The sequence below is a fragment of the Ignavibacteriales bacterium genome (assembly GCA_016709155.1).
In the GTDB taxonomy this organism is placed as follows: domain Bacteria; phylum Bacteroidota; class Ignavibacteria; order Ignavibacteriales; family Ignavibacteriaceae; genus JADJEI01.
The window spans coordinates 970394-995944 of record JADJEI010000001.1 but is presented as its reverse complement, the minus strand read 5'-3'; the positions used below and the strand labels follow the sequence as shown (position 1 = coordinate 995944).

Below are 25551 nucleotides of genomic sequence, written 5' to 3'. Positions count from 1 at the left end.
AAACTATGGCAAACAAAGAAGAAATACTCGAAGTACTTAAAGGTGTTATTGATCCCGAGATTGGAATTAATATAGTTGATCTCGGACTTGTTTACGAAGTTGAATCCAACGACGAAGAAAACATTATTACGATGACATTAACAACGCCCGGCTGCCCCATGCACAGCAGTATTTCATCATGGGTTGAAAATGTAGTCGGACATTTAGAGCCTGAGAAAAAAGTAGTTATAAATCTAGTTTGGGAACCGCAATGGACGCCTGATAAAATGACCCGCGAAGCAAAAGAACAATTGGGAATGTGAAATAATTTATGATTTATTATTGATTATTTAATAAATATCTTTTAGCTGGAATAAATGTGCTGTTTAATGTTTTTTGTACTTAAGTTGTGGACATTAGTAAAAGGCATGAGATTAGTATTGATGTGATTAGACGATAAGAAAATTAATCTAACTTTGCCTGGTAATAGTAAGAAGTTTTTCATAATCGTCTTTCTTATTCACGTTAAAAAAAATCTCGTCATTATAAATAGATAAATCATTAGGATGAATTATCTCCACATCAACACTCTTCAAGAAACGATGGAATGATTTATCGCTTACTTCCATTGATGATATAAATTTCTCCACATCATTCAATATTTCTTTTGAATAAACTCCAACCAGCGGTTGATGATAACCAGCAGCTTCGCAAAATTTAATTGGTTTGTCACTTTTGTATTCAATAATGTATTCAATCATTTCTTTACTCATTAAAGGAACATCGCAGGACAGAACAAATATTTTTTCTGTTGAAGAATTCACAAGCGCTGAATGAATGCCGGCTAAAGGTCCTTTCCATTTATAAATATCTTCAAACAAAGATAGGTTTAAGTGTTTATAATCTTCGGCTGTATTTGTGATTATAATTATATCAGAAAAAATTGATTTCATCAAATCGACAATTCTTTCAATGATAGTTTTATTTCCGAGTTTAAGAAATGATTTGTTTGTACCCATTCGGGAGCTTTTCCCTCCTGCAAGAATCACTCCGGTTATATCAGTATACAATTTACTCTTTCTCCTTTTTTAGGATTTGTTCTCTCTTCTTCTATTTCAATTAAACAATTAGCTCGACTCATTTCAACAAGATTTCCCGATGACTGAGAAAATTCTGATGTTACTTTAAACTCATTCTCTTCATATTGAATGATCCCTCGCGAAAAATGTCTTTTACCATCTTTCTTTTTCAAATCGTTTAATAATGTTGCGGTAACTTTATCCAGTGATTTCTGATTAGATATCTGATCAATTGCAGATTTTATAAATACATAAAAGTTTACCAATGATGAAACCGGATTGCCCGGTAATCCGAAAACTAAAATTCTTCTATCATCTTTTGTGTAAACGCCAAAGTAAATCGGTTTGCCCGGTTTAATATTTACCTTCCAGAATTTTTCTTTCACTCCCTGTTCTTCAAAAACTTCTTTCAGGAAATCGTATTTACCGACAGAAACTCCACCCGTTGTTATTAAAACATCAATATTCATTGATAATGCTGTCCGGATCTTTTCACTAATAATTTTACGATCATCTTTTGTAAAGCCAAGATTGATAACTGTGTTATTCATTTCCTTAATGGCAGCATAAAGCGAATAAATATTTGACACGCGCAGTTTATCTTCTGTCGGTTTCTCATTGATCGGTATAAGTTCATCACCAGTAGCCATTATCGCAAATTTTAATTTGTTGTAAACCTTTACTTTTTCTTTTCCGCAGCTTGCAAGAACCGCAATTGTTTTTGCATCTATTTTTGTAAAGCGAGAAACAGCTACTTCATTTTTCTTCAAATCATTTCCTTGCTTTCGAATGTTCATTTCTTTTTTATAAAACGCATCTGGTTTTAAATGCAGAATATTTCCTTCGACAAATAAGTCTTCAATCGGAATGACTGTATCAGCCTCAATTGGAATTTTGCTTCCAGTTGTGATTAAAACAGTATCAGTTTCAGAAAGATTGATTGAAGAATAATTCCCTGCTGAAATTTCACCGATGATATTCCACTTATTTCTTTCACTAAATTTTATTGCGTATCCATCCATTGCAGAGTTATCGAACGGCGGAAGATCAACATCGGATATTATATCTTCAGCCAAAATTCGATTTACAGAATCAAGAAGATAAACTTCTTCTGTGTGCAAAGTTAATATCACAATTTCATTTTTAATTATTTCGAGCGCTTCGTTATATGTATACATAGATGCTCCAAATTATTGTAGAACAGATTACTAATCTGTTCTACGATATAATAATTTCATCATTAACAAAAATTTCACCGCCAAAAATAACTTTTGCAAATATTCCTTCGCGAGGCATTACACAATCTCCTACCTTAAAGAATATAGCGCACTTGCTGTGGCATTCCTTACCAATTTGTGTAACCTCCATTAAAATCGAATTACCGATTTTTAATTTTGTACCAACCGGCAATTGGTTCAAGGTAATGCCTTCAATGGTAAGATTTTCTGCAAATGCACCGGAGCGTAATTTAGGTAACCCTGCCATTCGCATTTTTTCAATGCTTTCAAGCGGTAACAAACTAACCTGCCTATGCCAATTCCCGGCGTGAGCATCTCCATCAATTCCATAATTCTCAATCAATCGAGCGGACGGTACATTAGTTTTTGGAATGCCTCTCTTTTTACTTATAGAGATTGCAGCTATTTTGCCTGCAAGATTTTTATGTGGTTGTATCTTATTTATAACGCTTTCTATTTCTTGTACCATAATTTGATTCCTTCTTTATTGTGATATTATTTTTAATAGAAATAATCACCGCTTTTCCCGCCAGATTTACTGCGCAGTTTTATTTCTCCGATAACCATTGCTTTATCAATGACTTTGCACATATCGTAGACTGTAAGAGCCGCGGCTGAAACTGCTGTAAATGCTTCCATTTCAATTCCGGTTTGTGCAGTGGTTTTTGCAAATGATGTAATCTCAACTGAAGATTTTTTTTGATTCAACTTAAGCTCAATATCAACTTTTGAAATGAAAATATTGTGGCAGAGTGGAATCAGCTCACTCGTTTTCTTTGCTGCTTGAATTCCGGCAAACTTTGCAATTGAAAGCACGTCACCTTTTTTTACCGTGTTGTTTTTAATCGCGTTAAAAATTTCTTTCGATACTTTTACTTCGGCATAGGCTTCGGCAGTGCGGGTTGTAATTTCTTTTTCAGAAACATCAACCATTTCTGCTTTGCCTGTGTTGTTTATGTGAGATAATTTTTTCTTCATCCGCCAATACTCATCATATTGTTTTGATTTAGTTTTGATAATTCATCCGCACTTGGATGCTTTAGCCATTTTGCTTGCAATGAATTTTTTATGAACTCAACAATTACTTCATCTGAATTTGATTCATCAGCCAACAAAGATTTTAAATTCATTTCAGATGGATTTGAGAAGAGACAATTTTTTATTTGTCCAGTTGCAGTTATTCGTAAACGATTGCAGCTATCACAAAAATGATCTGACATTGAACTGATAAACCCTATTTTAAGATTCATTCCATCAACAAAATAATCCTTTGATACTTTCCCCTCGTTTTCAATTTCATTTAAAGAAAAATTCTTTTCAATATCAGATTTCATTTCCCGCCAGCTTATGAATTTTGAATTATCCCATTGATTTCCGGCAAACGGCATATATTCAATAAACCGAAGAGTGATTGGATATGATTTGAAATAATCAATGAATGTATTCAACTCATTATCATTTATATTTTTAATAATTACCATATTAATCTTGACTGACTTAAAACCAATTGTAACAGCTTTCTGAATTGCTGCAAGAGTTTCTTCAAAATAATCTTTGCCGGTTATTGCAATGAATTTATTCTTACTCAACGTATCAAGACTTACATTTAAGCCGTCAACACCAAATTGATAGAGCAATTCAATTTTATCAAATAAATGTGTTCCGTTAGTTGTAATACCTATTTCAAAATTGTACTGCAGCTTTAACAAAGAAATCAACTGGAAAAATTTTATTACATCTTTGCGGATAAGCGGTTCGCCACCGGTAAAGCGAATTTTTCGCACATCCAAATCTCTCACAAGGATTTTTATCAAACGATACAACTCTTCATAAGTTAGAATGGATTTTTTTGAATCAAAGTGAACAAAAGAATTTGATGGATTGCAATAAATGCAGTTTAGATTGCATTTATCAATCAGTGAAATGCGAACATAATCGTGAATGCGATTGAAGTTGTCTATCAGTTTCATATTATTTTTTCACCACTAAGGCTCACGAAGTTTTTCTTTGTGTTCTTTTGTGTCCGTCGGCTGACGGATCCTTTGTAATACTTGGTGGTTAAATGTTTTTCGTTCACAAAATCATCATTCCAATTATCGCAGCAATGATAACCACATACGCCGGATGTAATCTGAAAAAGATTATAAGCGCCGCGCCAATGGCTAACAAAACGAATTCTTGCAAATGGTTTCCATTCTTCACTGCATATTGATACATAATTGCTGCAATCATTCCGATTACTGCATACTTAATTCCATCAAATGCCTTGGTTACAAGAACATTTTTTTCATAGATTGAATAGATGTAGGTGCTAAACAAAATCAAGATTGCCGGTGTAAAAATATTTCCAAGATTTGCTGCAATTGCTCCTAATATGCCGGCAGATTTATAGCCGGTGTAAGTTGCAAACTTAATTGAAATTGCACCGGGAAAAATTTCGACCATTCCAAGTACTTTTAAGAATTCATCGTTACTCAGCCATTGATGATTTTTTACAACTTCTGTTTCAATTAGCGGAATAAGAGAGTAAGCCCCGCCAAAAGAAAACGAACCTACTTTTAAGAAGGCGAGAAAAAGATTGATAAGATTTTCAATCATTTCTTTTTATCCTCAATGATATCATCAATCCAACTTAATGCAGCCATCATCGAAGGAAGTCCGATCGTTGGCAGTGAAAGCAAAGCAACTTGTCTCATTTCTTCTGCTGTGCATCCGGCTTTCAATGCTTTACGTGCGTGTGAATGAACAGCGCCCTCCAATCTTGCACCGGTTGAAATTGCAAGTTTGATTAGTGCTCTTGTTTTTTCATCCATTGGTCCCGCAGCGTGAACTGCATCGCCAAGCGCTTCGTACGCTTTCGCAACTTGCGGATAATCTTCCGTGAATTTTTGAAATTGTTTTGGTATTTGTGACATTGTAGTTACTCCTTTTTTAGATTTTGTAGCACAGATTACTAATCTGTGTTACCATAATTAAATAAAAAAACCCCGCTTTGCATTTGCAGGGTTCAATAAATATAAGTGATTATTTTTCAATCATCTACATAAAACTCTCCTTCGCAAAGGGACAACAAATTGTCGTCGGGCAGGCGAGTTCGTTTCCGAACTTACCCTAACGGTTGATGAATCATATTCATATCTGCTTTATAGATTCCCGTATTCGCGGGAATGACAATCATTGAAACTTAGACTCAACAACTCGGAGAAAATATTTTAAAGAACAATTATAGTTTCAATTACATAGGTTTATAAGTGTGTTCAATTCAATCCAGTTTTTCAAATTCGGATGAATTAAATAATTTCATCGCCTGCGGAAACAGAATATTTTCTTCTCTGAATATGTGAAGTTTCATCGTTTCTACAATTGCGATTCCTTGATCGAATGCAGCTTCAAAAGTAATCTCTTGTGAACGTTTATCTGGCAATCGGGAACCTAATCCTAAAAAATTAAAAACGATGGCGGCAGACTGTGCAACTTTAATGTGTTCATCTTCCATGATATTTATACCGGTTAGCGAGGAGTCTTTAGAATTGTGTTCACCTGTCTCAATAAGTTTGTTATGCAAAAGTGGAAAGAGTTTCTTTTCTTCTTTCTGATTATGCAGCGGGACGTTCTCATCTATGAATGTAAAAAACTTTTTGAATTTTTCATTTATTTCATCGTTAAAAATCCAATTGTTATTTCGCCAGTATATTAATGCTGCTTCAAAGTTGTTCAATACATTCGTATAGACTTTATGTTCATCAATTAATTTCTGAAGGAATGGATGCATTTGATCATAAGACATTGACCCAATATTCTGAGGATTGTAAGCATCCGGCGGATCAAAAGGCGATAACTCTTCTCCTATAATATCCTTCTCTACAAGTCTTTTTAATGGATCATTGATTGGTTTAAATTCAACGTTATTGTTCATAAATTTCTCAATCTTTAAATCGCGCAATTATTTAATTGATTGCCTTTTTGCAATGTAATTATCAACAGAGAATGCACCGGATCCAAAAAGGAAAAAGGTTATTAAAAGAACAAGAACCAATGCTGATAATTCTAATGATTGTTCTACAGTCATCAACCCTTGCTGAAGATGTAGAAAGAAAACAGCGCCAAAAAGAATAGGTATTTGTAATAATGCAGCAATCCGACCAACAAAACCTATCGCCATAAAGAGTCCGCAGATAATATGAATAACGATTATGTAAGAATACCACCAATAGTACTGATTACTGCCAGCGAGTTGAGTAAGAGTTGCAGGATCGGATGCCAGGATTGCGCCCCTTACAAACAATGCTGTTCCCAGAAATATACGAATGATTGAATATGCAACATCACTATGTTTATCCAACCAGTAAGTGATAGAATTAAATAGTTTCATTTTTTCTCCAAATTAAATTTTTGATACCACTATAACTATAATCGAATTAGCCATTTCAAAAAATATGGAATAAAATTTTATAACTTCTCCAATACTAAGTTGCATTTCGCTTATTCATTTTATTAATAGTTAACTGCATCCAAATTAGGCAAGCGAGTGAAAGTAAAAATATAAATATCCAACTGCTTGTCCATAAACCTGTAAACTCTAATAGGTAACCAAATAAAATAGGACCAAAAAATCCACCGAGTCCACCTAATACACCAACTGTGCCGCCAACTACGCCAACTGTATTTGGAAAATACATCGGAATAAATTTATACACTGCGCCCATACCGAGTCCCCAAGAAATTCCTAATAATAGAACAAAGAAAACAAAAATATTTACATTTGCCTGAAAATTGATTTTCGTAATTCCTTTGGCGATAAGCTGATTCTTATTTACAGTATCACCAACTTTAACAGCGGGTTCCTGCCACATAATTTTTTTTGGAAAAACTATAAAATCATTTTCATTAAGATCAGAATTACTTTTTAAAGAAGTAAGAGGATATTCTTTATCATCCACAGTAATTGATTTTTTTGATATTGACGTGACTAATCCATTGTTCTTTGAAATTATTCCTTTACCGGGAGAATACAATTCCATTTTTGGGAAGACCAATAATAATCCCAGCACAGTTGATGCAATAAAAACCGAAACAAGAACTTTGCGCGGTCCGTACTTATCTGATAACCACCCGCCTAATGTACGCACAATGCCGTCTGGAAAACTAAACAAGCTTGCAATCATTCCTGCCTGCACGAATGACATGTAATATACATTTAGATAATATGGCACCAGCCATTGTGAGTAGGCAACAAAACATCCGAAGACAAGAAAATAATAAAGTCCGAAACGCCAGACTCTTACATTTCTGAAGGGTTCAAGCAGTTTAGTAAATGTTTTTCCGCTAAGTTCAGGTTTTTTATTTTCAGTAGAGAGATAAAATAATATTGACATTAGAAGAAGTATTGCTGCATAAATGATCGGGAGCGTACGCCAGCTTTCAATATTCTTTCCGTGTTCAGTTAAAAATTGTAACACTGAAGGAGTGATTAAAGTAGTTAATGCTGCACCTGTTGTACCAAATCCAAAAATTCCAAGTGCAGTTCCTTGCCACTTTGCTGGATACCAAACAGAAGTATAGGCAACTCCAACTGCAAAACTTGCACCGGTTAGTCCAAATCCAAAACTGCAAAGGAGAAATAAAAAATATGAATTTGCAAAAGAAAGAAGAAACATCGGCACGGCAGAAATTAACATGAGCAAACTAAAAATATTTCGTCCACCGAAACGATCGGTTAACATCCCAACAGGTAATCTAAATATTGATCCAGTTAAAACAGGCAAACCGAGAAGCCATCCAATTTGTACAGGGCTCCAATCAAAAACATGGTTATCAATTAAAAATGAAACCAATGTTCCATTTAACATCCACGCAGAAAAACATATCGTGAATGCGAGCGTGTTGAAGAATAATATACGATGAGCTTTACCTGTAATCTTTTCTTCCATATTGTTAAATCAGTTATTGGTTGGTTTATGAATTGTCCAATCTGTTTTTGGGCTTCTTATTTTTTTTCTATCCCAATTCCAAATTACTTTTTGATATGGTCGCCATAGATAACTTAACGGATAAACAAGAAAATGAACCAATCTTGTAAAAGGAATAATCATAACAATTAAAAATGCGCCTATGATATGAAGCTGCACGACAACCGGCAGCATAACAATAGAATCAATTTGGGGATTAAGAGTGAAGATAGAATACAAGTAAGGTGTTAATACTATAGCGAACCATGAAGAACCCCACCTGAAACCATAAGCGACCCACAATCCTAAAAAGATTTGAGCAAGTAAAAGTATTTCAAGAATTATATCCATGTAATTTGTTACAATGCGAATGCGCGGATTAGTTATTCTTCTATAAAATAAATTTATAAGTCCCGCCAATGTCATAATACCAAAAACGAAAGCTGTAATTTCCAGTATTGCCAAACGAACTGGCTGCTGATTCCAAAGAAGCACTGATTGCGGAATTGTAAAAGCTATTAAGTGACCAAAGAATAAAAATACTATTCCCCAATGGAAGGGAAGCGAACCCCAGTATAATTTTCTCGTCTCCAAAAATTGTGAGGACAAAGATGAGTATGTGAATTTTTTTGACTTATAGCGATAGATAGAGCCAATTAGAAAAACAAAAAGTGCGATATAAGGCAAAGCAATAAACAAAAAATTATTTAGCGCATTCATAAATTCTCCTAATCCGGAATTTCCATTTCATTTGCAAATTTGGTTGTAAACTTACTATCATCAGCAGCAGCTTTTCGATCGTCAGTAAAATCCTGATTCAACACTAACAGTAAAGTTTGCAGCAAGGCTTGATAAACTGTTGCATAATTATTTTCAAATTGAATAAGAGTGCGATGATGTTTTTCGTAAACCTTATTTTTCTTTTCAATATTTCTGCTGTCAAATTCAGCAATTATTTTTTTTAGTGCAGGTTTAATGATTAAATAAATAAGATCATCCTTAAAATCTTTATCGGTTACCTTGTTGAATAGCCGAAATAAATTTGGCAAATGGTCGGCTAATTCTGTTTCGCAATCATTACCAGCTTTAATATGCTCTTTGCTGAGATTAACGAGCAGCTCGCCTCTTTTATAATCATCTCCGAAAAGCACATAGCCGACATCAAGAGTTGTTATTGCTTGAACATCAAATGTACGCGTGTAAATTTCTTCCCACTTCCAGAGAGGAATAATTCTGGCAAATTCTGTAAACTCAGTCATCCTTTGTGCGGCGTCAGGATAATTATTATTAAGAAATTCCTGGGCAGCCTCCACCTTGATAAGCGTTTCTTCATTCGGATACGATAAGAATGATGCAAAAGTTTCGTAGTGATTCTGAATATTTTTTTCTTTCATAAATTATAAACCTCGTACAGGTTTTTCCTTAAATCCAAATCCCGTTGCACCTTTAGTATCGCTGGTGTTTTCAAGCATTTCCAAAGCTTGCTCTCGGTGTGCAGGGGGAATATTAAAACGGTCATCAAAAGTTGCTAATGATGTTAATTTGTAAATGTCGTCTGCATCATCAGGTTTCAAACTAACTTCACTAAGTGCATCTTCAACTAATGTTTTATTGATATCACCGACGGTTACACTTCTTCTATGTAAGCGAACTGCTAATTGTTTTCTTAAAACATTTTTGATTACTCCTTCGTTTACAACTCCAAACATATTTGCCATATATTTGATTGGAAATCTTGCTTGCTCAATTGTTCCCCACAAAGCATTTGTCGAGGTATCATATAGAGAATCTCTATTCCAGAACTTTGCAATTGGATCGAGCTTTCCGGATTGTTCACTGTTGTCGGTATCATTTAGGGAAGCCATAACAGGTAATAGCGGCGGAACGTAAAACAGCATCGGCAATGTGCGAAACTCGGAATGCAGCGGAAGTCCCAATCCCCAAACTTTTACAAATTTATAAACGGGAGAAGTTTGTGCTGCTGCAATTGTTGAATCTGCAACTCCATTTTCTTTTGCATATTGAATTACTTTTTCATCAAATGGATCTAAAATCAAATCAAGCTGGCGATCAATCAATTCATCATCAGGCGCCGAAGCTGCTTCTTGAATTTTATCTGCATCATAAAGAAGTACACCGAGATAACGAATTCTTCCGACACACGAGTGCATACAAGCAGGTGCGAGACCTGCCTCTAATCTTGGATAACATAAAATACATTTTTCAGATTTGCCGGTGCTCCAGTTATAATAAGATTTTTTATAAGGACACGCAGTAACGCACATCCTCCATGCACGGCAGACTTGCTGATTAATCAGTACAACTCCATCTTCGCCTCGTTTATAAATAGCGCCGGACGGGCACGATGCAACGCAAGCAGGATTTAAACAATGATTACAAATTCGCGGAAGATAAAACATAGCCATTTTTTCCAATTGAAACATAGCTTCTTGCTCTGCCGGTGATAAATTTTTAATGTTTGGATCGTGCCGTGCATATTCCGGGGTACCGCTCAAATCATCATCCCAGTTGGGACCTGTTTTAATATCAATCGACTTTCCAGTTATTAATGAAACCGGTCGTGCTGTCGGCTGATCATCTCCTTGAGGCGATTCAATCAGATCAAGATATTTATATGTCCAGGGTTCATAATAATCTTCCAATAATGGGAGATAAGGATTGTGAAAAATATTAAGCAGACCTTTATACTTGCCCGATCCTCTTAAAGAGATGTTTTCATTTTCTTTTCTCTTCCATCCACCTTTATAGATGTCTTGATTTTCCCATTTGGTTGGATAACCTGTTCCGGGTTTTGTTTCAACATTATTCCACCACATATATTCTGCGCCTTTTCGGTCGGTCCAGATATTTTTGCAGGCGATTGAGCAGGTATGGCAGCCAATGCATTTGTCAAGATGAAACAACATTGAGATTTGTGATCGTACGTTCATAATTTATTATTTATTATTGATTATTTCTTGCGATTTATTACTTAGTAACCTGGCTCGATTTCTTTATTTGAATTGCCGCGACCTTCAGGGTCTGTTGTATAACTGAAAATTGTCGTGCTGAATTTATTTCAGCATCTGTTTTCTTGTAAAATTGCAAACCAAGATTCCGAAACAAGTTCGGAATGAGAATTACGCAACAGACCCCTCAGATCGGGGATTTCGCAACTTAAAAGTCGTGGTTATTAAAAATTTTATTTTGTACACGACACCCATAAATTAAAATTCTACCTTGCTCATTTTCTTAACAACTACATGCGTATCACGATTCGGTGCACTTGGTCCCCAATAATTAAAATGAAAAGAGAACTGTCCGTATCCACCTGCAAGAAAATTTGGCTTCAAATGTATTCTGGTAATACTGTTATTCATACCGCCTCTTTTATTTCCGCGTACTTGCGATTTTGGAATTGAAATAGTGCGCTCAACGGTATGGTAAACTATGCAAACTCCTTTTGGAATTCGAGAGCTAACTACTGCACGTGTGCAGTAAACCCCATTATCGTTATAAACTTAGACCCAGTCGTTATCATTTATTGAAAGTTCTTTTGCATCTTCTTCACTCAACCAGCAAGGTTCCATTCCTCTTCCAAGAGTTAACATTCTTAAATTATCCATATAGGTTGAGTGAATATGCCATTTACCATGAGGTGTCAAACAATTTAAAACTTTTGCATTGCCGTCTTTCAATGTTTCTTTCAAGTCACCAAAGACTTCCGGTTTAGGTGATGGCTTGTATGTTGGAAGGTTTTCACCAAATGCGATGTACATTTCGTGATCCAAATAAAAGTGCTGGCGTCCGGTAAGAGTTCTCCAGGGAACTAATCTTTCAACATTATAAGTGAAAGCTGAATAAGCTCTTCCGTTATTCATTAAACCAGACCAAACCGGTGACGTATTATATCTTCGCGGCTGAGCTTGTAAATCCTTAAAATTAATTCTTACATCTCTACTTCCATCAGCAAGATCAGCAAGCACTAATCCGGTTTTTGATTCCATATATTTATAAGCTCTGTGAGTTAGTTCACCGTTGGTAAGAGAAGAAAGATATAGAACGGCATTTGCCGCGGAGACATCTTCTTTTAATGATGGATAAACTTTGTCTTCAATATTTTCAGTAGGGAAGTGATTCGACGTTATCATATCATCATAAAAGTCATCGCATTTATAATGATTGCCGTGCGCTCCCATACCTTTGGTTTTTGCGTTTGGTCCAAGCGAAATAAATTTATCATAAATCTTTGTGTAATCTCTTTCGACTACAGCTATCTTATGAGTCGTTTTTCCGGGGATAGCTTCGCATTCGCCAAGATACCAATCTTTAATTTTAGGTTGAGTAATTTCATCAGGTGAATCGTGTGCAAGAGGAGCAGTAACAATATCAATCTGAGGATGATTAAAATGTTTTTGGCTAATTGACTTGTTGCGTAAGCTATGTTTCTAAAAATTTCCCAATCAGTTTTTGCTTCCCACACTGGCGCAATAGCTGCCGATAAAGGGTGAATAAATGAATGCATATCAGTACTGTTCAAATCATTTTTTTCATACCACGAAGCTGCGGGCAGAACGATATCAGAATAAAGGGCGGAGGAATCCATTCTAAAATTTAAGTCAACAACTAAATCCATTTTGCCAACCGGAGCTATATCGTGCCATTTTACTTCTTCGGTTTTTTCTTCATTGTCTTTGGCGATTAGATTTGTATGAGTTCCAAGATAATGTTTGAGTGCAAACTCGTGTCCTTTCATGCTTCCGGCTATTGCATTACCACGCCAGATATACCACAACCTTGGAAAATTAATATCTGCATCGGGGTCAGCGACAGAATATTCTATTTCTTTCGATTTGAGTTTTTCTAAAATTAATTTTTTTATTACTTCGGGATCTTTGGATTCAACCTCATTGCTCAGTTCAAGTGTATTTTTATTAAACTGTGGATAGAAAGGCATCCAGCCCATTCGTACAGATTTAAAAATTAAATCTGCCATGTGCTTTTTTGTTAATTCATTTTCCGGCGCCGTATTGTATTTTGATGTACGCCCATCATATCGGTACTGACAAGTATTTATATAATGCCAGATAGGAGCTTGCTGAAGGCGCACTGCATCAACCCAATCTCTTGCAAATGCAATTGTTGCCCATGAATCGGTTGGCGCTAATTTTCCTGACCGACATAATGATTTAATCCGCCGCCGTTTTTACCAACACAGCCGCACAGCATCAAAGCCATAATTCCCGCACGGTACATAAGATTGTTATGAAACCAGTGATTGACTCCGGCGCCAATAATTATCATGCACTTGCCTTCGGTGCTAATTGCAGTGTTAGCCCACTCACGCGCAAAGCTGATAACTGTTTTTGAATCAACACCCGTAAAAATTTCTTGCCAGGCAGGGGTGTAGGAAGAATCTTTATCTGAATATTCTTTTGGATAATCGCCGCCCAAATTTCTATCAACTCCGTACTGCGCCATTGTTAAATCATAAACGGTAGTGACGGGAATTTTCTTTCCATCAATTGATACAATAAAATTAACCGGAACCCCGCGTAACTTTTTCATATTCAAACCGAACTCAACAAATTCCACTAGCAAAATATCATCATGTGTTTCGGCTAAACTTAATAACGGTTCGAAGGGTGAGTTGTCTGTTGAATTTTCATACTTAAGATTCCAATCTCCTTGCTTCGAATCCCATCTGTGTCCAACGCTGCCTTTTGGAACAACAAGTTTTCCAGATTGTGAATCAATGTTTAAAAATTTCCAGTCGCCGTTGGGAATATCTTTGTATTCATATATTTGATTAGCTCTTACAAGTTTGCCTGGTTTGTATGTACCGTTTTCATTAATAAGTTCAACAAGATAAGGTGAATCGGTATATTTTTTTACATAGTTTAGAAAATAGGGAGTCTTTTGTTCGTGATGGAATTCTTTTAGAATAACATGAGTAACAGCCATCCAAAATGCTCCATCGCTGCCAGCATGAAGCGGCACCCACTGATCGGCATATTTAGCAACCTGATTAAAATCCGGGGCAAAGACAATTGCTTTTGTACCGTTATGCCGAGACTCTGCAAAGAAATGGCAATCGGGAGTTCTTGTCATATTCAGGTTCGCGCCCATCACTGCAATCATTTTTGAATTAAACCAATCGGCACTTTCACAAACATCTGTTTGCTCGCCCCAAATTTCAGGCGATGCATTTGGAAGATCGCAGTACCAATCGTAAAAGCTAAGATTAACTCCGCCAAATAACTGAAGAAATCTGCTGCCTGCCGCATAGCTTAACATAGACATAGCAGGGATAGGTGAAAAACCAATTACACGATCCGGTCCGTATTTTTTTGCGGTGTAAATATTGGCTGCAGAAATTATTTCATTTACCTCATCCCAGGAAGTTCTTCTAAATCCGCCTTTACCGCGAGCTTGCTGATATTTTTTTCTTTTCTCAGGATCCTTCTGAAGATTTTCCCAGGCTAAAAGTGCATCGCCGGTTTTAAGTTTTTCTTCTCTGTAAGCATCAATCAAAGCACCGCGGATAAGCGGGTATTTAATTCGAAGCGGGCTGTACAAATACCATGAAAACGAAATTCCTCTTTGGCATCCTCTTGGTTCATAAGGAGGGAGTCCATCTTCGAGCAGCGGATAATCTAATTGCTGAGTTTCCCAAACTACAATTCCTTCCTTAACATGAATTTGCCATGAACAGCCGCCGGTGCAATTAACGCCATGTGTGCTGCGAATTATTTTATCATGCTGAAATCTATTCCTGTAAAACTCTTCCCATTTTCTTGTATCGGGTGAAATAATATCTTTTATCCAGCTCATTAGACTGCCATTTAATTATTAAAAAAATTTACGCTGTACTTTTTAACCCTTTGCCACATCAGGAAAAATATCCCGAGTACTATATTTACTCCTATTATAATTCCTATCAACAAATCAAATTGTGTTTGTATTGGACTTAGATTGACTTCCCCTTTGCTATCTGTATAATACAAAAAAGCAAGTATGTCCTTAGCTTCTTTATCAGTTAGTGGAGTTGAACCAAAGGCATTAACCATAGCAGGGAAAGGTGGATTTCGAATAATACCATCAACTCCAGCAGCACTTAAGCGTGTAAATGCAGTAGTAAGATCTTTTGCTAAAAGTCCACCATTAAACATTGACTGATTATTAATATTATGACAGGAAATACAAGCCGGACCACCGTTGGTGAGTTTAGTTAATCCTTCAAAATATTTTTCCCTCTTTCAATATCTGTTGAGGTTATTGAAGAGGCGTCAAATATTTGTAATGGTGTTTTTTGATTGGGATTATTTGCATCGGGACTGTTGGTTGCTACATAATTTATAATTGATTTTATTTGATTAGCAGTCAAGTCCTGATCGGGCATTACAACTTTGTTGTGTTGATTAAAAACTGCTGCTGCAGTGGTGTCGCCAGACTTAATTACGCTTTGTGAAGATTGAACAAATTTTATAATCCATTCTTCCGTTCTTCTTGCATTTACATTCGCTAAATCAGGACCAACTAATTTTCCCCCACCTAAAGTATGACAAGCTGTACATTTTTGCTTAAAGAGCTGCTCACCTTGATTTTGAGCACGCCCCGAAATCATAAACATGAAGAAGCAGCTTAGTGTTATCAGTAAATATATTTTAATCATTTCTGGTTCTCTTTTTTAATCATAGAAACTAGAACTGGATCATTATAATCGGAATAAAAAGTCCGATATAAAATTAGAACTATTATTTCATTTTGACAAGTAGTATTTAAAAAAAATTATTAATTAAATCAAGATCGCATAGCATTTTATTTTAGAAATGTATTACAATATTATAATTCGATTATAATCTGACTTAAGTCAAGGCTTCTAATACGAAATGCAATTAAGTTAACTATTGAAAACATAATAATTATCAATTTCTAAAAAGAAGAATATGTTTACTACAGTAAGGTATTTTATCAAAACAAGCTTAGCATTTCTTGTGCTTGGAATCTTAACGGGGCTTTATATGTCATTTGCTAAATACATCTATCAAACAGGTTATACGCAAGAATTAATTTCTGCACATACTCACTTGATTCTCGTTGGTTCAGTTATGATGATGATTATGGGTGTTGCATTGTGGTTTTTTCCGCGTCCCGAAAAGGATGATAAAAACTACAACCCGGATTTAATTTTAGTTACTTACTGGACGCTAAGTATCTCAACAGCTCTACGATTTATATTTCAGGTTACAGCATCATTTTACTTTATCAGTTGGGTGAATACGGCAATTGTGATATTCTCATCACTACAAGTTGTTGCAATGATTTTATTCTTCTATTCGATGTGGGGTAGAATTAGAGCGGTTGGAAGTCAATACAGAGAAGCAAAAGGAGAAAAGTTTTAAAATGAAAGAAAAAATTATCAGTGTGAATTTTAATTTAAAGAATGCAGCTAATTATGAACAGCTTGCTCGTAAAGCAATTTTTGGTTACAATCAGCTTTTTATTATGGTGCTATCTCTTTTAGAAGTGGAGCATCACGAGGCTGCAAATGTATTGGTGGTGGGATGCGGAAGTGGAATTGAATTAACGACATTTGGAAATCTTATGCCGAATTGGCGTTTGATTGGTGTTGATCCCTCAGAAGAAATGATAAAATTATCCAAAGCGAAGATTGATGAATCCAATCTAAGCAATCGTGTTTTGTTGCATCAAGGTTATGTAGAAAGTTTGCCTGAAAAAGAAGAATATGATTTTTCAACTTTACTATTTGTACTTCGATTTATTCCTGAAACAAAGGATAAAATTTCGCTGCTCAATAATATCGCTAAAAGATTAAAACCTGGTGCTAAGCTTGTCATAATAGATCAATTCAGTGATCCAAATAAAGAAGAATTTATTAATACCACAAAGTCCTGGAAAAACTTTATGAAATTTGAAGGAGCACCACCAGAATTGGTCGACAAGATATTCCTTCAAGCTAGTAAGCAAAATTTAATTAACGAACAAGAATTACTAAAGTTGTTAACAGAAGCAGGATTTGAAAAAATTAATCGATTCTATAATTCATTTATACATTGCGGATGGGTAGCTCAAAAAATTAAGTGAGGAGAGAAAGTAGTTGGGCAATTGCTTGAATAGAAACGGTTCTAAATTTTTTATCACTAAAGATTTTAGCTGTTCTTTTAATTTTCAAGTAGATGTTTGCATTATAAAATAAGTCGTAAGTCACTATCAAGTAGCAAAAGGAGAAAAGTTTTAATGTCAATGATCATAACTAATGATTGTATCAATTGCGGTGCGTGTGCAGTTGAATGTCCAACTGAAGCAATCTATGAGTCCGGCGAAAGTCTGAAGAATAATGGAAAGAGTTTAGCGCCTATTTCAAACGAACATTATTTTATTGTAACTGAAATATGTGATGAGTGTGCCGGTATAAATAAAATTAAATGTATCGCCGTTTGTCCTATGGATGCAATTAAGAAAATATAAAGTAGATGTCTTTTATGTAAACTTAACCAGAGAGAGGTTAAATAAATTTCTTTTATTGTACTTTAAACATACAAGGTTTTCACAAAGGATAATGTATATAATGAACAAGCTAACAAAAGAATATATTGAAAAATTTCTTGATGAGTTTATGTTGACTGAATACAAAGGGAGAGATCATATTATTGCGCGCGCACATTATAGAGAATCATTCAATGAACTTATTCCAAAATTCTTCGAGCCTAAGGAAGAAATTGTGCAAACAAAGGTGAAAGAATTAATTGAAGATAACGATTTGAAAAATATTGTCATCATCGGAGCAGGATACGGCGGACTTACCGCCGCGTTACGAATCGAAAGATTATTAAAAAAACATCCTACCTTTAAAGTTCATCTTATTGATAGGAATCCATTTCACACAATTAAAACTCAATTGCATGAAGCTGCTGTTCGCAATGCTGAGGTTTCAATTCCCCTTTACAAAATATTAAAGAACAAAAAAATTCAATTTCATCTTGGCGAAGTAAAAAATATTGATGTTGAAAATAAAACTGTCCAAATACATGATAAACTGCTGCCCTATGAATTTCTGATAATTGCAATCGGCAGTAAGGTTAATTACTACAATATTCCCGGAATGGCAGAACATTCTTTCGCTTTACAAACATTGAATGATGCTGATAAAATTTATGAGCATATTTCAAATATATGTGCGAGTGCTGCATCTGAAAAAAATGAAATAATAAGGAAAGAAAATCTTCGTTTTGTGATTGGCGGCGGTGGTTTATCAGGAGTGGAGTTTGCTGGTGAATTAGCAGATCATACCTCAAAGTGTGTTTCTAATTTCAATATTAATAAAAGTAATGTGGAAATCATTGTGATTGAAGCTGCTAACAGATTGGTTCCATTTATGGATGAAAATTTTTCTGAAAGAATAAAAAATCGTCTTATCGAAAAAGGTATTAAAATTTTGTTGGGTTCAAAAATTATAAAACGAACAGCGGATGATGTCTTTCTTTCCGATAACAATGTAATTAAATCTAAAAACTTTATTTGGACCGGCGGGATTCGTATTTCAGATTTAATTAAACGCGGTGGTTTAAAAACAAGTTCAGTTGGTCGTTTAATTGTTGATGAGTATTTGAAATCAGAAAACAATAAATATATTTACGCAATTGGTGATAGCGCTAATGCAGTAAATCCGGTTACTGGCAATCCTGTTCCCGCTGCAGCACAGTTTGCACTTCAGCAAGGCAGATTAGCTGCGGAAAATATTTATGCAGAAATATTTGGCAAACCTAAAAAAATGTATCATCCGAAAGTTTTGGGCGAAGTTGTAAGTCTTGGAAAACATCTTGCTATTGGTTGGTTAGCTTTGCCGTTTTTTAAGAAAGTCACTTTTGTCGGATTTCTCGGAAGATTACTCAAAACAGCTATCCGTGAAAAACATATTATTCTTTTAAGAAAAGAAAGCAGAAATTGGATTACATATTAAAAAAGGAGACTAAAATGTCAGAACAAGAAAGACCAAAGTTAAGTGAGAGAAAACTTAAAGATACGTTGCTGTCTTTTTCAATAGACACGGAAACAGATAAGTTAAAGAGTGAAAACGCTTGGTTGAACGGAGATCGTAACGCTGTCACTTTACAAAAAAACTCAAACTTACGCGTAGTGTTAATATCTCTGCGTAAAGGAGCTACATTACACGAACACAAAGTTGAAGGACCGATAACATTGTTTGTGCTATCTGGAAAGATTAATTTTATTGTCGGAGAAGAAAAAGTTATTGCAGAATCCAATGGATTCATTGTTTTAGAAAAAGCAATTCCTCACGATGTTGAAGCGCTGGAAGATACAACTTTCATTCTCACAATCATTCAGAAAAAATATAACTAAAAATAAGTTAGGAGAAATATTATGTTACACAAATCAAAAATTGCAGCGATGCTATTTTTAGCATCATTTATTTTCATATTTACAAACACAGCTTCTGCGCACTGTGATTCTGTGGAGGGACCGGTTGTTAAAGCATCTCAAAAAGCTCTTGAAACAGGAAACTTAAATTATGTGTTTGTTTGGGTAAGAGCAGAAGACGAACAGGAAATAAAAGCAATGTTCGATAAAGTGAATAAAGTGCGAACATTAAGTCCTGAAGCAAAAGAACTTGCCGATATGTATTTCTTTGAAACTGTTGTAAGAGTTCACAGGATGGGTGAAGGTGAACCATATACCGGACTTAAACCGGTTGGATATCATCCAGCAGAAGGAATTGAAGCTGCGGATATTGCAATTGAGAAAAATTCTGTGGAAAATATCTTAACTCATTTAGATAAAAAATATCATTCAAAAGTAAAAGATTTATTCGATAACCTTCAATCAAAGAAAAATTATGATGTGAATGACGTTACGGCTGGAAGAAAATATGGTGAAGCTTATGTTCATTTCATTCATTATGTAGAGGGACTTTTCAAAGGTGAAGACATTAACGATACACATAACGAAAACAAACATTAAAAACATTTAAGGGTTATTAGATGAAAAAATATTGGATAGCATTTTCACTGGTAATTGTAATATCATTTACTGTTTTAAGTTGGGTGGGAGTAAAAATTTATCAACAAAAACCTCCGATTCCTGAAAAGTTTGTTACCGAAAGTGGTGAGTTGGTTTTTACAAAATCAGATATTCAAGATGGACAAAATATCTGGCAGGCTATGGGTGGAATGGAATCCGGCTCCGTTTGGGGACACGGCAGTTATGTTGCACCTGATTGGACTGCAGATTGGCTGCATCGCGAGGCGGTTATAGTACTTAATATCTGGGCTAAACATCAATACAATATTGAGTTCGATAAGTTATCCTCGGAAAAACAAGCGTTGCTTAAAGCAGGATTAAAAAAGATTTATAAAATTAATACTTATGATAAGCGCACTGGTAATATTACGATCAATGATGCGCGGTTTGAAGCAATCAAAATAAATATAAAACATTACAGCGAAATATTTACTAACGGAAAAGATGAATACGCAATTCAAAAAAATGCATTAAGCGATCCTGAAAAACTTAAAAAATTAAATGCCTTCTTTTTCTGGAGTGCATGGGCTGCTTCAACAAACAGACCGAACGACAATGTTACCTACACAAATAACTGGCCTCATGAAGAATTAATTAATAACGTCCCAACGCCGGATACAATTGTCTGGACCGGAGTAAGTATAATTATACTTTTACTTGGTATAGGTGGAATGGCTTGGTACTATGCTGCAAATAGAGGTGAAATTGAGCACAATAAAATGCCTTTAAAAGATCCGCTTCTTGGAGCAGTTGTAACACCGTCGCAGAAAGCAGTTATTAAGTATTTTTGGATCGTATCTGGATTATTTCTTCTGCAAATATTTCTTGGAGTTATCACCGCGCACTACGGAGTTGAAGGCGGAGCTTTTTATGGAATCCCTCTTGCAGAAATTCTTCCTTATGTAATTACAAGAACCTGGCATACACAACTCGGTATTTTCTGGATAGCAACAGCGTGGCTTGCTGCGGGTTTGTATATTGCACCGGCTGTAAGCGGGGAAGAACCGAAAGGTCAAAGGTTAGGGGTAAATGTCCTTTTCGTTGCATTATTAGTTGTTGTACTCGGATCAATGGCGGGTGAATGGTTGAGCATAAAGCACTTGTTACCTGATCAGTTTTGGTTTTACTTTGGACACAGCGGTTACGAATATATTGACCTTGGAAGATTTTTTCAGATAGCATTGCTTATTGGATTATTCCTATGGTTATTTTTGATGTGGCGCGCCATTAGACCTGCACTTAAGAAAAACGATGAACAAAAACCTATTCTAACCTTATTTCTAATTTCAACAATTGCTATTGCTTCTTTTTATGGCGCAGCTTTGATGTATGGCAAACATACTAATCTTGCTATTGCTGAATACTGGCGTTGGTGGGTTGTTCATCTTTGGGTTGAAGGTTTCTTCGAAGTATTTGCAACAGTAGTTATTGCTTTTCTTTTTGCAAAACTTCAATTGGTATCGATTAAAACTGCAGGGCAGGCAACAGTTCTTTCTGCAACAATATTTTTATCAGGTGGAATTATAGGAACGCTTCATCATTTATATTTTTCTGGCACACCAATGGTAGTTCTTTCACTCGGATCTGTCTTTAGCGCACTTGAAGTTGTTCCATTAATGTTTGTTGGATATGAAGCGTGGGAAAATATTAAACTTTCTCGTGCGACTGAGTGGGTAAAAAAATATAAATGGCCAATTAACTTTTTCGTTTCGGTTGCATTTTGGAATATGCTTGGAGCGGGATTATTTGGATTTATGATCAATCCACCGATTGCACTTTATTATATGCAGGGATTAAATACAACTCCGCTTCATGGACATGCTGCATTATTCGGAGTCTATGGTATGCTCGGTATTGGGTTAATGTTGTTTTCACTCAGAGGAATTAGACCCGATATAGAATGGAATGAGAAGCCGCTTAGATGGTCTTTCTGGCTAATCAATTTTGGATTATTTGCGATGGTTATTTTTAGTCTGTTGCCTGTTGGTTTGATGCAAACCTGGGCATCTGTTGAACATGGTTACTGGTACGCAAGAAGTTCTGAATTTTTACAAACAAGTTTAATGCAAACCCTAAGATGGCTTAGAGCTTTTGGTGATACCATTTTCGCTATTGGAGCAGTGATTCTTGTGTACTTTGTATTTCAGTTATCAATAAAGTTTAAAAAAGAAAAATCTAATAAAGAATAGGCAGAATTATAATGAGTGAATTAATTAATATAGAACATCTTGTTGATGCAATAAACTATCAGAACGGATCGATAGTAAGCAAACAAATAATTAAAAAGCCAAATGGAAACATTACACTTTTTGCGTTCGATAAAGATGAATCATTAACAGAGCACACATCACCTTACGAAGGAGTTGTTTATATGGTTGATGGTGAAATGGAAATAAAGATTGGTGGAAACCCTTACAGTGTTAAAGCTGGGGAAATAATTGTAATGCCACCTGATGTGCCTCACGGATTGAAGGCAACTGTAAAATCAAAAATGCTTTTAACTATGATTAAATAAAACCAAAAGTATTATTTGATATTTTGATTTTGATTAATTAATTTTAATCAGATTATTTAATCTGATTATGCAATGACAGTATTTTTTTCAAAAAAGTGTGAGTACGGATTACAGGCAGTTCTTTTTATGGCTGCTAACGATAGCGATTGTGTTTGTCCCGCTGAAGAAATTTCAAAAAAATTAAACATCCCAAAAGAATTTATTTCCAAAATTTTGCAAAGCCTTACTGAAAGCGGAATTATTGAATCCAAAAAAGGAAAAGCTGGCGGATTTAAACTCGCAAAGCATCCATCCAAAATAAAATTGATTGATATTGTTGATGCGATAGATGGATTGGATAGTTTCAATTCTTGCGTGCTTGGTTTTCCGGAATGTTCACCAGAGAAACCTTGCCCGGTTCATGAAAAATGGGGCGAGTTAAGAACAAAAGCTTATGAAATGCTGAGTACCGAAACGATTGATAAATTCAAAGAAAAAACTCTAAAAAAAATTAATAATATTTAATATTAATAGTTTATAATAAGACTATAGTATCTGAAATGAGTAACAAAAAAAAAATTAGTTCAACTGAAAATTTTGATGAGGAATTAAGAAAAGTCATCTTTATTTATAGCACAAATTAAAGAAGGTTCCATTGTAACCGCAAAGTCTGTTCGTTGTGCCTCATCTAAAAAAGCCATTTCTCCAAAAATTTCACCGGGATTTATAATTGTAAGAATTTTTTCGCTGCCGTCTGAGAGATATTTAATTATTTTAACTCTCCCGGTCTTTAGAAAGTAAATCGCTTTAGAAGGCTCATTAGCAAAATAAATCGGTTCTTCTTTTTTAATTTCTTTCATAGATGAAATAGAATTTAACTTCATCATGTCTACTTCTTTCAACCCCTGAAAGATATTAAAATTTTCTAAATACCATAGCTTTGTTTTGTCTGCCATATTTATTTTCTCCTATTTTTATTAAAACTTGTTTGAATAATACAAAAAACGCAGATTATCATTTGGAAAGTAGCTGACATTTTTGAGTCTAAACAAATTATAGGTATTCTTTGCAAACAATAAAGAAGCTTCAATATGCCATCAAAATTTGACATTAGAATTAGCTTATTTTTTTCATTTAATTTCAGCTTGATTATACTTTTGTAAAGTACTAACTTTGAAACCAATAAATACTTAATTATATGGAGAATAAATGAAGATTTCTAAACTGTACATTGCTGCTCTTATTCTAATCGGATTGTTTTTTACTGGTTTTCAATGCTCATCAACTGAGATAACCAGTGCAAAATTATATATCCAGCAAAAAAATTATGACAAAGCATTAGAAACATTACAGAAAGAAGTTCAAAAAAATCCTGCCAGCGATGAAGGCTATCATTTGTTGGGCTATGTTTACGGAGAAAAAGAAATGTATCCTGAGATGATTGATTCCTATGACAAATCACTCGGTATTAGTAAGAAATTCGAATCGCAGATAAACGATTCCAAAAAATATTTTTGGGCAAATCTTTTTAATAAAGGTGTAGCTTTATATCAAAAGGGTGTGGCAACCGCCGATCCCGATAGCAGTAAGATGATTTTGGACAAGGCAATTTATAATTTTAAATATGCCGTTCAACTCGAGCCGGATTCAGCCGATACTTATAAAAATCTTGCATTCGTATATTTAAGCGCTCAAAGAGAAAGCGAAGCAATCGAACCACTACAAAAATTAATTGAGTTAGAAAAGTCTGAAGATGGTTATCGTTACCTTGGCGAAATTTATTACACCGAAGGCTTAAATCTGAAAAACGAGTACACCGTTTCAAAAAATCCCGAGGACAGCATTAAAGCACAGGAGTATTTCAACAAAACAATTACTCTGCTCGAAGAAGGAAAGAATCTTTACCCGGCAAATACAGATATTTTGGTCGTATTATCCAATTCATACATAGCTGCAAATAAAATTGAGACTGCAATTGATGCATTTAAAACCGGCGTTGAGCAAGATCCTGAAAATAAATATTACCGTTACAACTACGGTGTTTTACTTTTAGGGAAGGATGATTTTGAAGGTGCTGAACAGCAATTTCAAAAAGCAATTCAAATTGATCCTGAATATCAAAACGCCGTTTACAACTTAGCCGTAACCTACGTTAAGTGGGGAACAGACATAAATAAAAAGAACGAAGCCGAAGGTAAGATGGGCGATGAGTTCAAAGAAAAGTATCGTCAGGCATTACCCCATTTAGAAAAAGTTGTTCAAATGCAAAATGATGATGCTGGAATGTGGGAACTTTTAGGCAGAGTTTATTCAGTACTTGGTATGCAGGATGATGCCAATAACGCTTTCAAAAAAGCAGACGAAATAAGAAATAAATAATTAGAAAGTTATTATGAGCAATACAAATCAACCACCAAATCAGCAAATAAATATCGAACTTGGTGAAAAAGAAGCCGAAGGTATTTATTCAAATCTTGCAATTATCACTCATTCACCTGCAGAATTTGTGATTGATTTTACCCGTATTGTTCCCGGCGTTCCAAAAGCAAAAGTACATGCACGAATCATTACCACCCCAACAGCAAAAAATGTTTATGAAAGCCTTAAAAGATAACATTGATAAATTTGAAGCCCGCTTCGGGGAGATAAGAATTGACGCTCCTCAAAATCAGCACTTTGGTTTTGTACCCCTTAAAAAAGATGAAAGTGTGAACTGATTTTATTTTCAGTTCACACTTTATAATCCTTTC

At 35.0% G+C, this 25551-nt stretch carries 27 protein-coding genes, 2 pseudogenes and 1 riboswitch; of the genes and pseudogenes, 12 read left to right on the top strand and 17 right to left on the bottom strand.

Annotated features, from left to right (window positions below):
• Positions 1-5 precede the first annotated feature (5 nt).
• Positions 6-302, top strand: a complete 297-nt coding sequence (locus tag IPH11_05160; protein MBK6913069.1) for a metal-sulfur cluster assembly factor — start codon at positions 6-8, stop codon at positions 300-302.
• A gap of 147 nt (positions 303-449) precedes the next feature.
• Here the strand turns inward: IPH11_05160 and IPH11_05155 are convergent, their stop codons facing one another.
• The 16 genes and pseudogenes from IPH11_05155 to IPH11_05080 form a co-directional block, all read right to left on the bottom strand.
• Entirely contained in the window at positions 450-1049 is a 600-nt protein-coding gene (locus IPH11_05155; protein ID MBK6913068.1) for a molybdenum cofactor guanylyltransferase, read from the bottom strand.
• Positions 1034-2236, bottom strand: a complete 1203-nt coding sequence (locus IPH11_05150) for a molybdopterin molybdotransferase MoeA (GenBank protein MBK6913067.1) — start codon at positions 2234-2236, stop codon at positions 1034-1036. The genes IPH11_05155 and IPH11_05150 overlap by 16 nt, the downstream gene beginning before the upstream one ends.
• 40 nt (positions 2237-2276) lie before the next feature.
• A complete protein-coding gene (locus tag IPH11_05145; protein MBK6913066.1) occupies positions 2277-2765 on the bottom strand; it encodes an MOSC domain-containing protein in 489 nt (162 codons plus the stop codon).
• A gap of 32 nt (positions 2766-2797) precedes the next feature.
• On the bottom strand, positions 2798-3274 hold the full coding sequence (gene moaC, locus IPH11_05140) for a cyclic pyranopterin monophosphate synthase MoaC (GenBank protein ID MBK6913065.1): 477 nt from the start codon (positions 3272-3274) through the stop codon (positions 2798-2800).
• Positions 3271-4266 carry a GTP 3',8-cyclase MoaA gene (moaA, locus tag IPH11_05135; protein ID MBK6913064.1) on the bottom strand — a complete coding sequence of 332 codons (996 nt, stop codon included), beginning with the start codon at positions 4264-4266 and terminating at the stop codon, positions 3271-3273. The genes moaC and moaA overlap by 4 nt, the downstream gene beginning before the upstream one ends.
• A gap of 103 nt (positions 4267-4369) precedes the next feature.
• Positions 4370-4894 (bottom strand): chromate transporter, encoded by a 525-nt coding sequence (locus IPH11_05130; GenBank protein ID MBK6913063.1) that lies wholly within the window; start codon positions 4892-4894, stop codon positions 4370-4372.
• Positions 4891-5211, bottom strand: coding sequence for a carboxymuconolactone decarboxylase family protein (locus IPH11_05125; GenBank protein MBK6913062.1), 321 nt, complete (start codon positions 5209-5211; stop codon positions 4891-4893). Before IPH11_05125 ends, IPH11_05130 begins: the two co-directional genes overlap by 4 nt.
• Before the next feature lie 120 nt (positions 5212-5331).
• Positions 5332-5512, bottom strand: a riboswitch (molybdenum cofactor riboswitch).
• Between the two features lie 46 nt (positions 5513-5558).
• Complete coding sequence (locus tag IPH11_05120; GenBank protein MBK6913061.1) at positions 5559-6212, bottom strand: hemerythrin domain-containing protein; 654 nt, start codon at positions 6210-6212, stop codon at positions 5559-5561.
• Between the two features lie 27 nt (positions 6213-6239).
• Entirely contained in the window at positions 6240-6668 is a 429-nt protein-coding gene (locus IPH11_05115) for a DoxX family protein (protein ID MBK6913060.1), read from the bottom strand.
• 94 nt (positions 6669-6762) lie between these two features.
• The gene (locus IPH11_05110; GenBank protein MBK6913059.1) at positions 6763-8226 is read right to left on the bottom strand and encodes an MFS transporter; all 1464 of its coding nucleotides are present in this window, start codon (positions 8224-8226) and stop codon (positions 6763-6765) included.
• A gap of 9 nt (positions 8227-8235) precedes the next feature.
• Positions 8236-8964 carry a respiratory nitrate reductase subunit gamma gene (gene narI, locus IPH11_05105; protein MBK6913058.1) on the bottom strand — a complete coding sequence of 243 codons (729 nt, stop codon included), beginning with the start codon at positions 8962-8964 and terminating at the stop codon, positions 8236-8238.
• Between the two features lie 8 nt (positions 8965-8972).
• The gene (locus IPH11_05100; GenBank protein MBK6913057.1) at positions 8973-9638 is read right to left on the bottom strand and encodes a hypothetical protein; all 666 of its coding nucleotides are present in this window, start codon (positions 9636-9638) and stop codon (positions 8973-8975) included.
• A gap of 3 nt (positions 9639-9641) precedes the next feature.
• Positions 9642-11195 carry a nitrate reductase subunit beta gene (gene narH / locus IPH11_05095; protein ID MBK6913056.1) on the bottom strand — a complete coding sequence of 518 codons (1554 nt, stop codon included), beginning with the start codon at positions 11193-11195 and terminating at the stop codon, positions 9642-9644.
• Positions 11196-11471: 276 nt separating this feature from the next.
• Positions 11472-15078 (bottom strand): annotated as a pseudogene (locus IPH11_05090) (nitrate reductase subunit alpha).
• An 11-nt stretch (positions 15079-15089) separates the two neighbouring features.
• Positions 15090-15416 carry a hypothetical protein gene (locus tag IPH11_05085; GenBank protein ID MBK6913055.1) on the bottom strand — a complete coding sequence of 109 codons (327 nt, stop codon included), beginning with the start codon at positions 15414-15416 and terminating at the stop codon, positions 15090-15092.
• 59 nt (positions 15417-15475) lie between these two features.
• Positions 15476-15919, bottom strand: a complete 444-nt coding sequence (locus tag IPH11_05080) for a cytochrome c (GenBank protein MBK6913054.1) — start codon at positions 15917-15919, stop codon at positions 15476-15478.
• 274 nt (positions 15920-16193) lie between these two features.
• On the opposite strand from IPH11_05080, the gene IPH11_05075 reads away from it, so the two are divergent.
• The 9 genes from IPH11_05075 (at position 16194) to IPH11_05035 (ending at position 23326) form a co-directional block, all read left to right on the top strand.
• Positions 16194-16649: a hypothetical protein gene (locus IPH11_05075; protein ID MBK6913053.1), complete on the top strand. Its 456-nt coding sequence runs from the start codon at positions 16194-16196 to the stop codon at positions 16647-16649.
• Position 16650: 1 nt separating this feature from the next.
• Positions 16651-17352: a methyltransferase domain-containing protein gene (locus IPH11_05070; protein ID MBK6913052.1), complete on the top strand. Its 702-nt coding sequence runs from the start codon at positions 16651-16653 to the stop codon at positions 17350-17352.
• Positions 17353-17505: 153 nt separating this feature from the next.
• Complete coding sequence (locus IPH11_05065; protein MBK6913051.1) at positions 17506-17736, top strand: 4Fe-4S binding protein; 231 nt, start codon at positions 17506-17508, stop codon at positions 17734-17736.
• Between the two features lie 148 nt (positions 17737-17884).
• The gene (locus IPH11_05060) at positions 17885-19228 is read left to right on the top strand and encodes an NAD(P)/FAD-dependent oxidoreductase (protein MBK6913050.1); all 1344 of its coding nucleotides are present in this window, start codon (positions 17885-17887) and stop codon (positions 19226-19228) included.
• A 14-nt stretch (positions 19229-19242) separates the two neighbouring features.
• On the top strand, positions 19243-19629 hold the full coding sequence (locus IPH11_05055; protein ID MBK6913049.1) for a cupin domain-containing protein: 387 nt from the start codon (positions 19243-19245) through the stop codon (positions 19627-19629).
• A gap of 21 nt (positions 19630-19650) precedes the next feature.
• Positions 19651-20247 (top strand): hypothetical protein, encoded by a 597-nt coding sequence (locus IPH11_05050; GenBank protein ID MBK6913048.1) that lies wholly within the window; start codon positions 19651-19653, stop codon positions 20245-20247.
• 20 nt (positions 20248-20267) lie between these two features.
• Positions 20268-22496 carry a nitric-oxide reductase large subunit gene (locus IPH11_05045; protein ID MBK6913047.1) on the top strand — a complete coding sequence of 743 codons (2229 nt, stop codon included), beginning with the start codon at positions 20268-20270 and terminating at the stop codon, positions 22494-22496.
• A gap of 11 nt (positions 22497-22507) precedes the next feature.
• Positions 22508-22822: a cupin domain-containing protein gene (locus tag IPH11_05040; GenBank protein ID MBK6913046.1), complete on the top strand. Its 315-nt coding sequence runs from the start codon at positions 22508-22510 to the stop codon at positions 22820-22822.
• Positions 22823-22894: 72 nt separating this feature from the next.
• Positions 22895-23326 (top strand): Rrf2 family transcriptional regulator, encoded by a 432-nt coding sequence (locus tag IPH11_05035; protein ID MBK6913045.1) that lies wholly within the window; start codon positions 22895-22897, stop codon positions 23324-23326.
• 83 nt (positions 23327-23409) lie between these two features.
• Here the strand turns inward: IPH11_05035 and IPH11_05030 are convergent, their stop codons facing one another.
• Complete coding sequence (locus tag IPH11_05030; GenBank protein ID MBK6913044.1) at positions 23410-23757, bottom strand: cyclic nucleotide-binding domain-containing protein; 348 nt, start codon at positions 23755-23757, stop codon at positions 23410-23412.
• 253 nt (positions 23758-24010) lie between these two features.
• On the opposite strand from IPH11_05030, the gene IPH11_05025 reads away from it, so the two are divergent.
• Positions 24011-25180: a tetratricopeptide repeat protein gene (locus tag IPH11_05025; GenBank protein MBK6913043.1), complete on the top strand. Its 1170-nt coding sequence runs from the start codon at positions 24011-24013 to the stop codon at positions 25178-25180.
• A gap of 13 nt (positions 25181-25193) precedes the next feature.
• Positions 25194-25518: pseudogene (locus tag IPH11_05020) on the top strand (DUF3467 domain-containing protein).
• Positions 25519-25551: the final 33 nt, after the last annotated feature.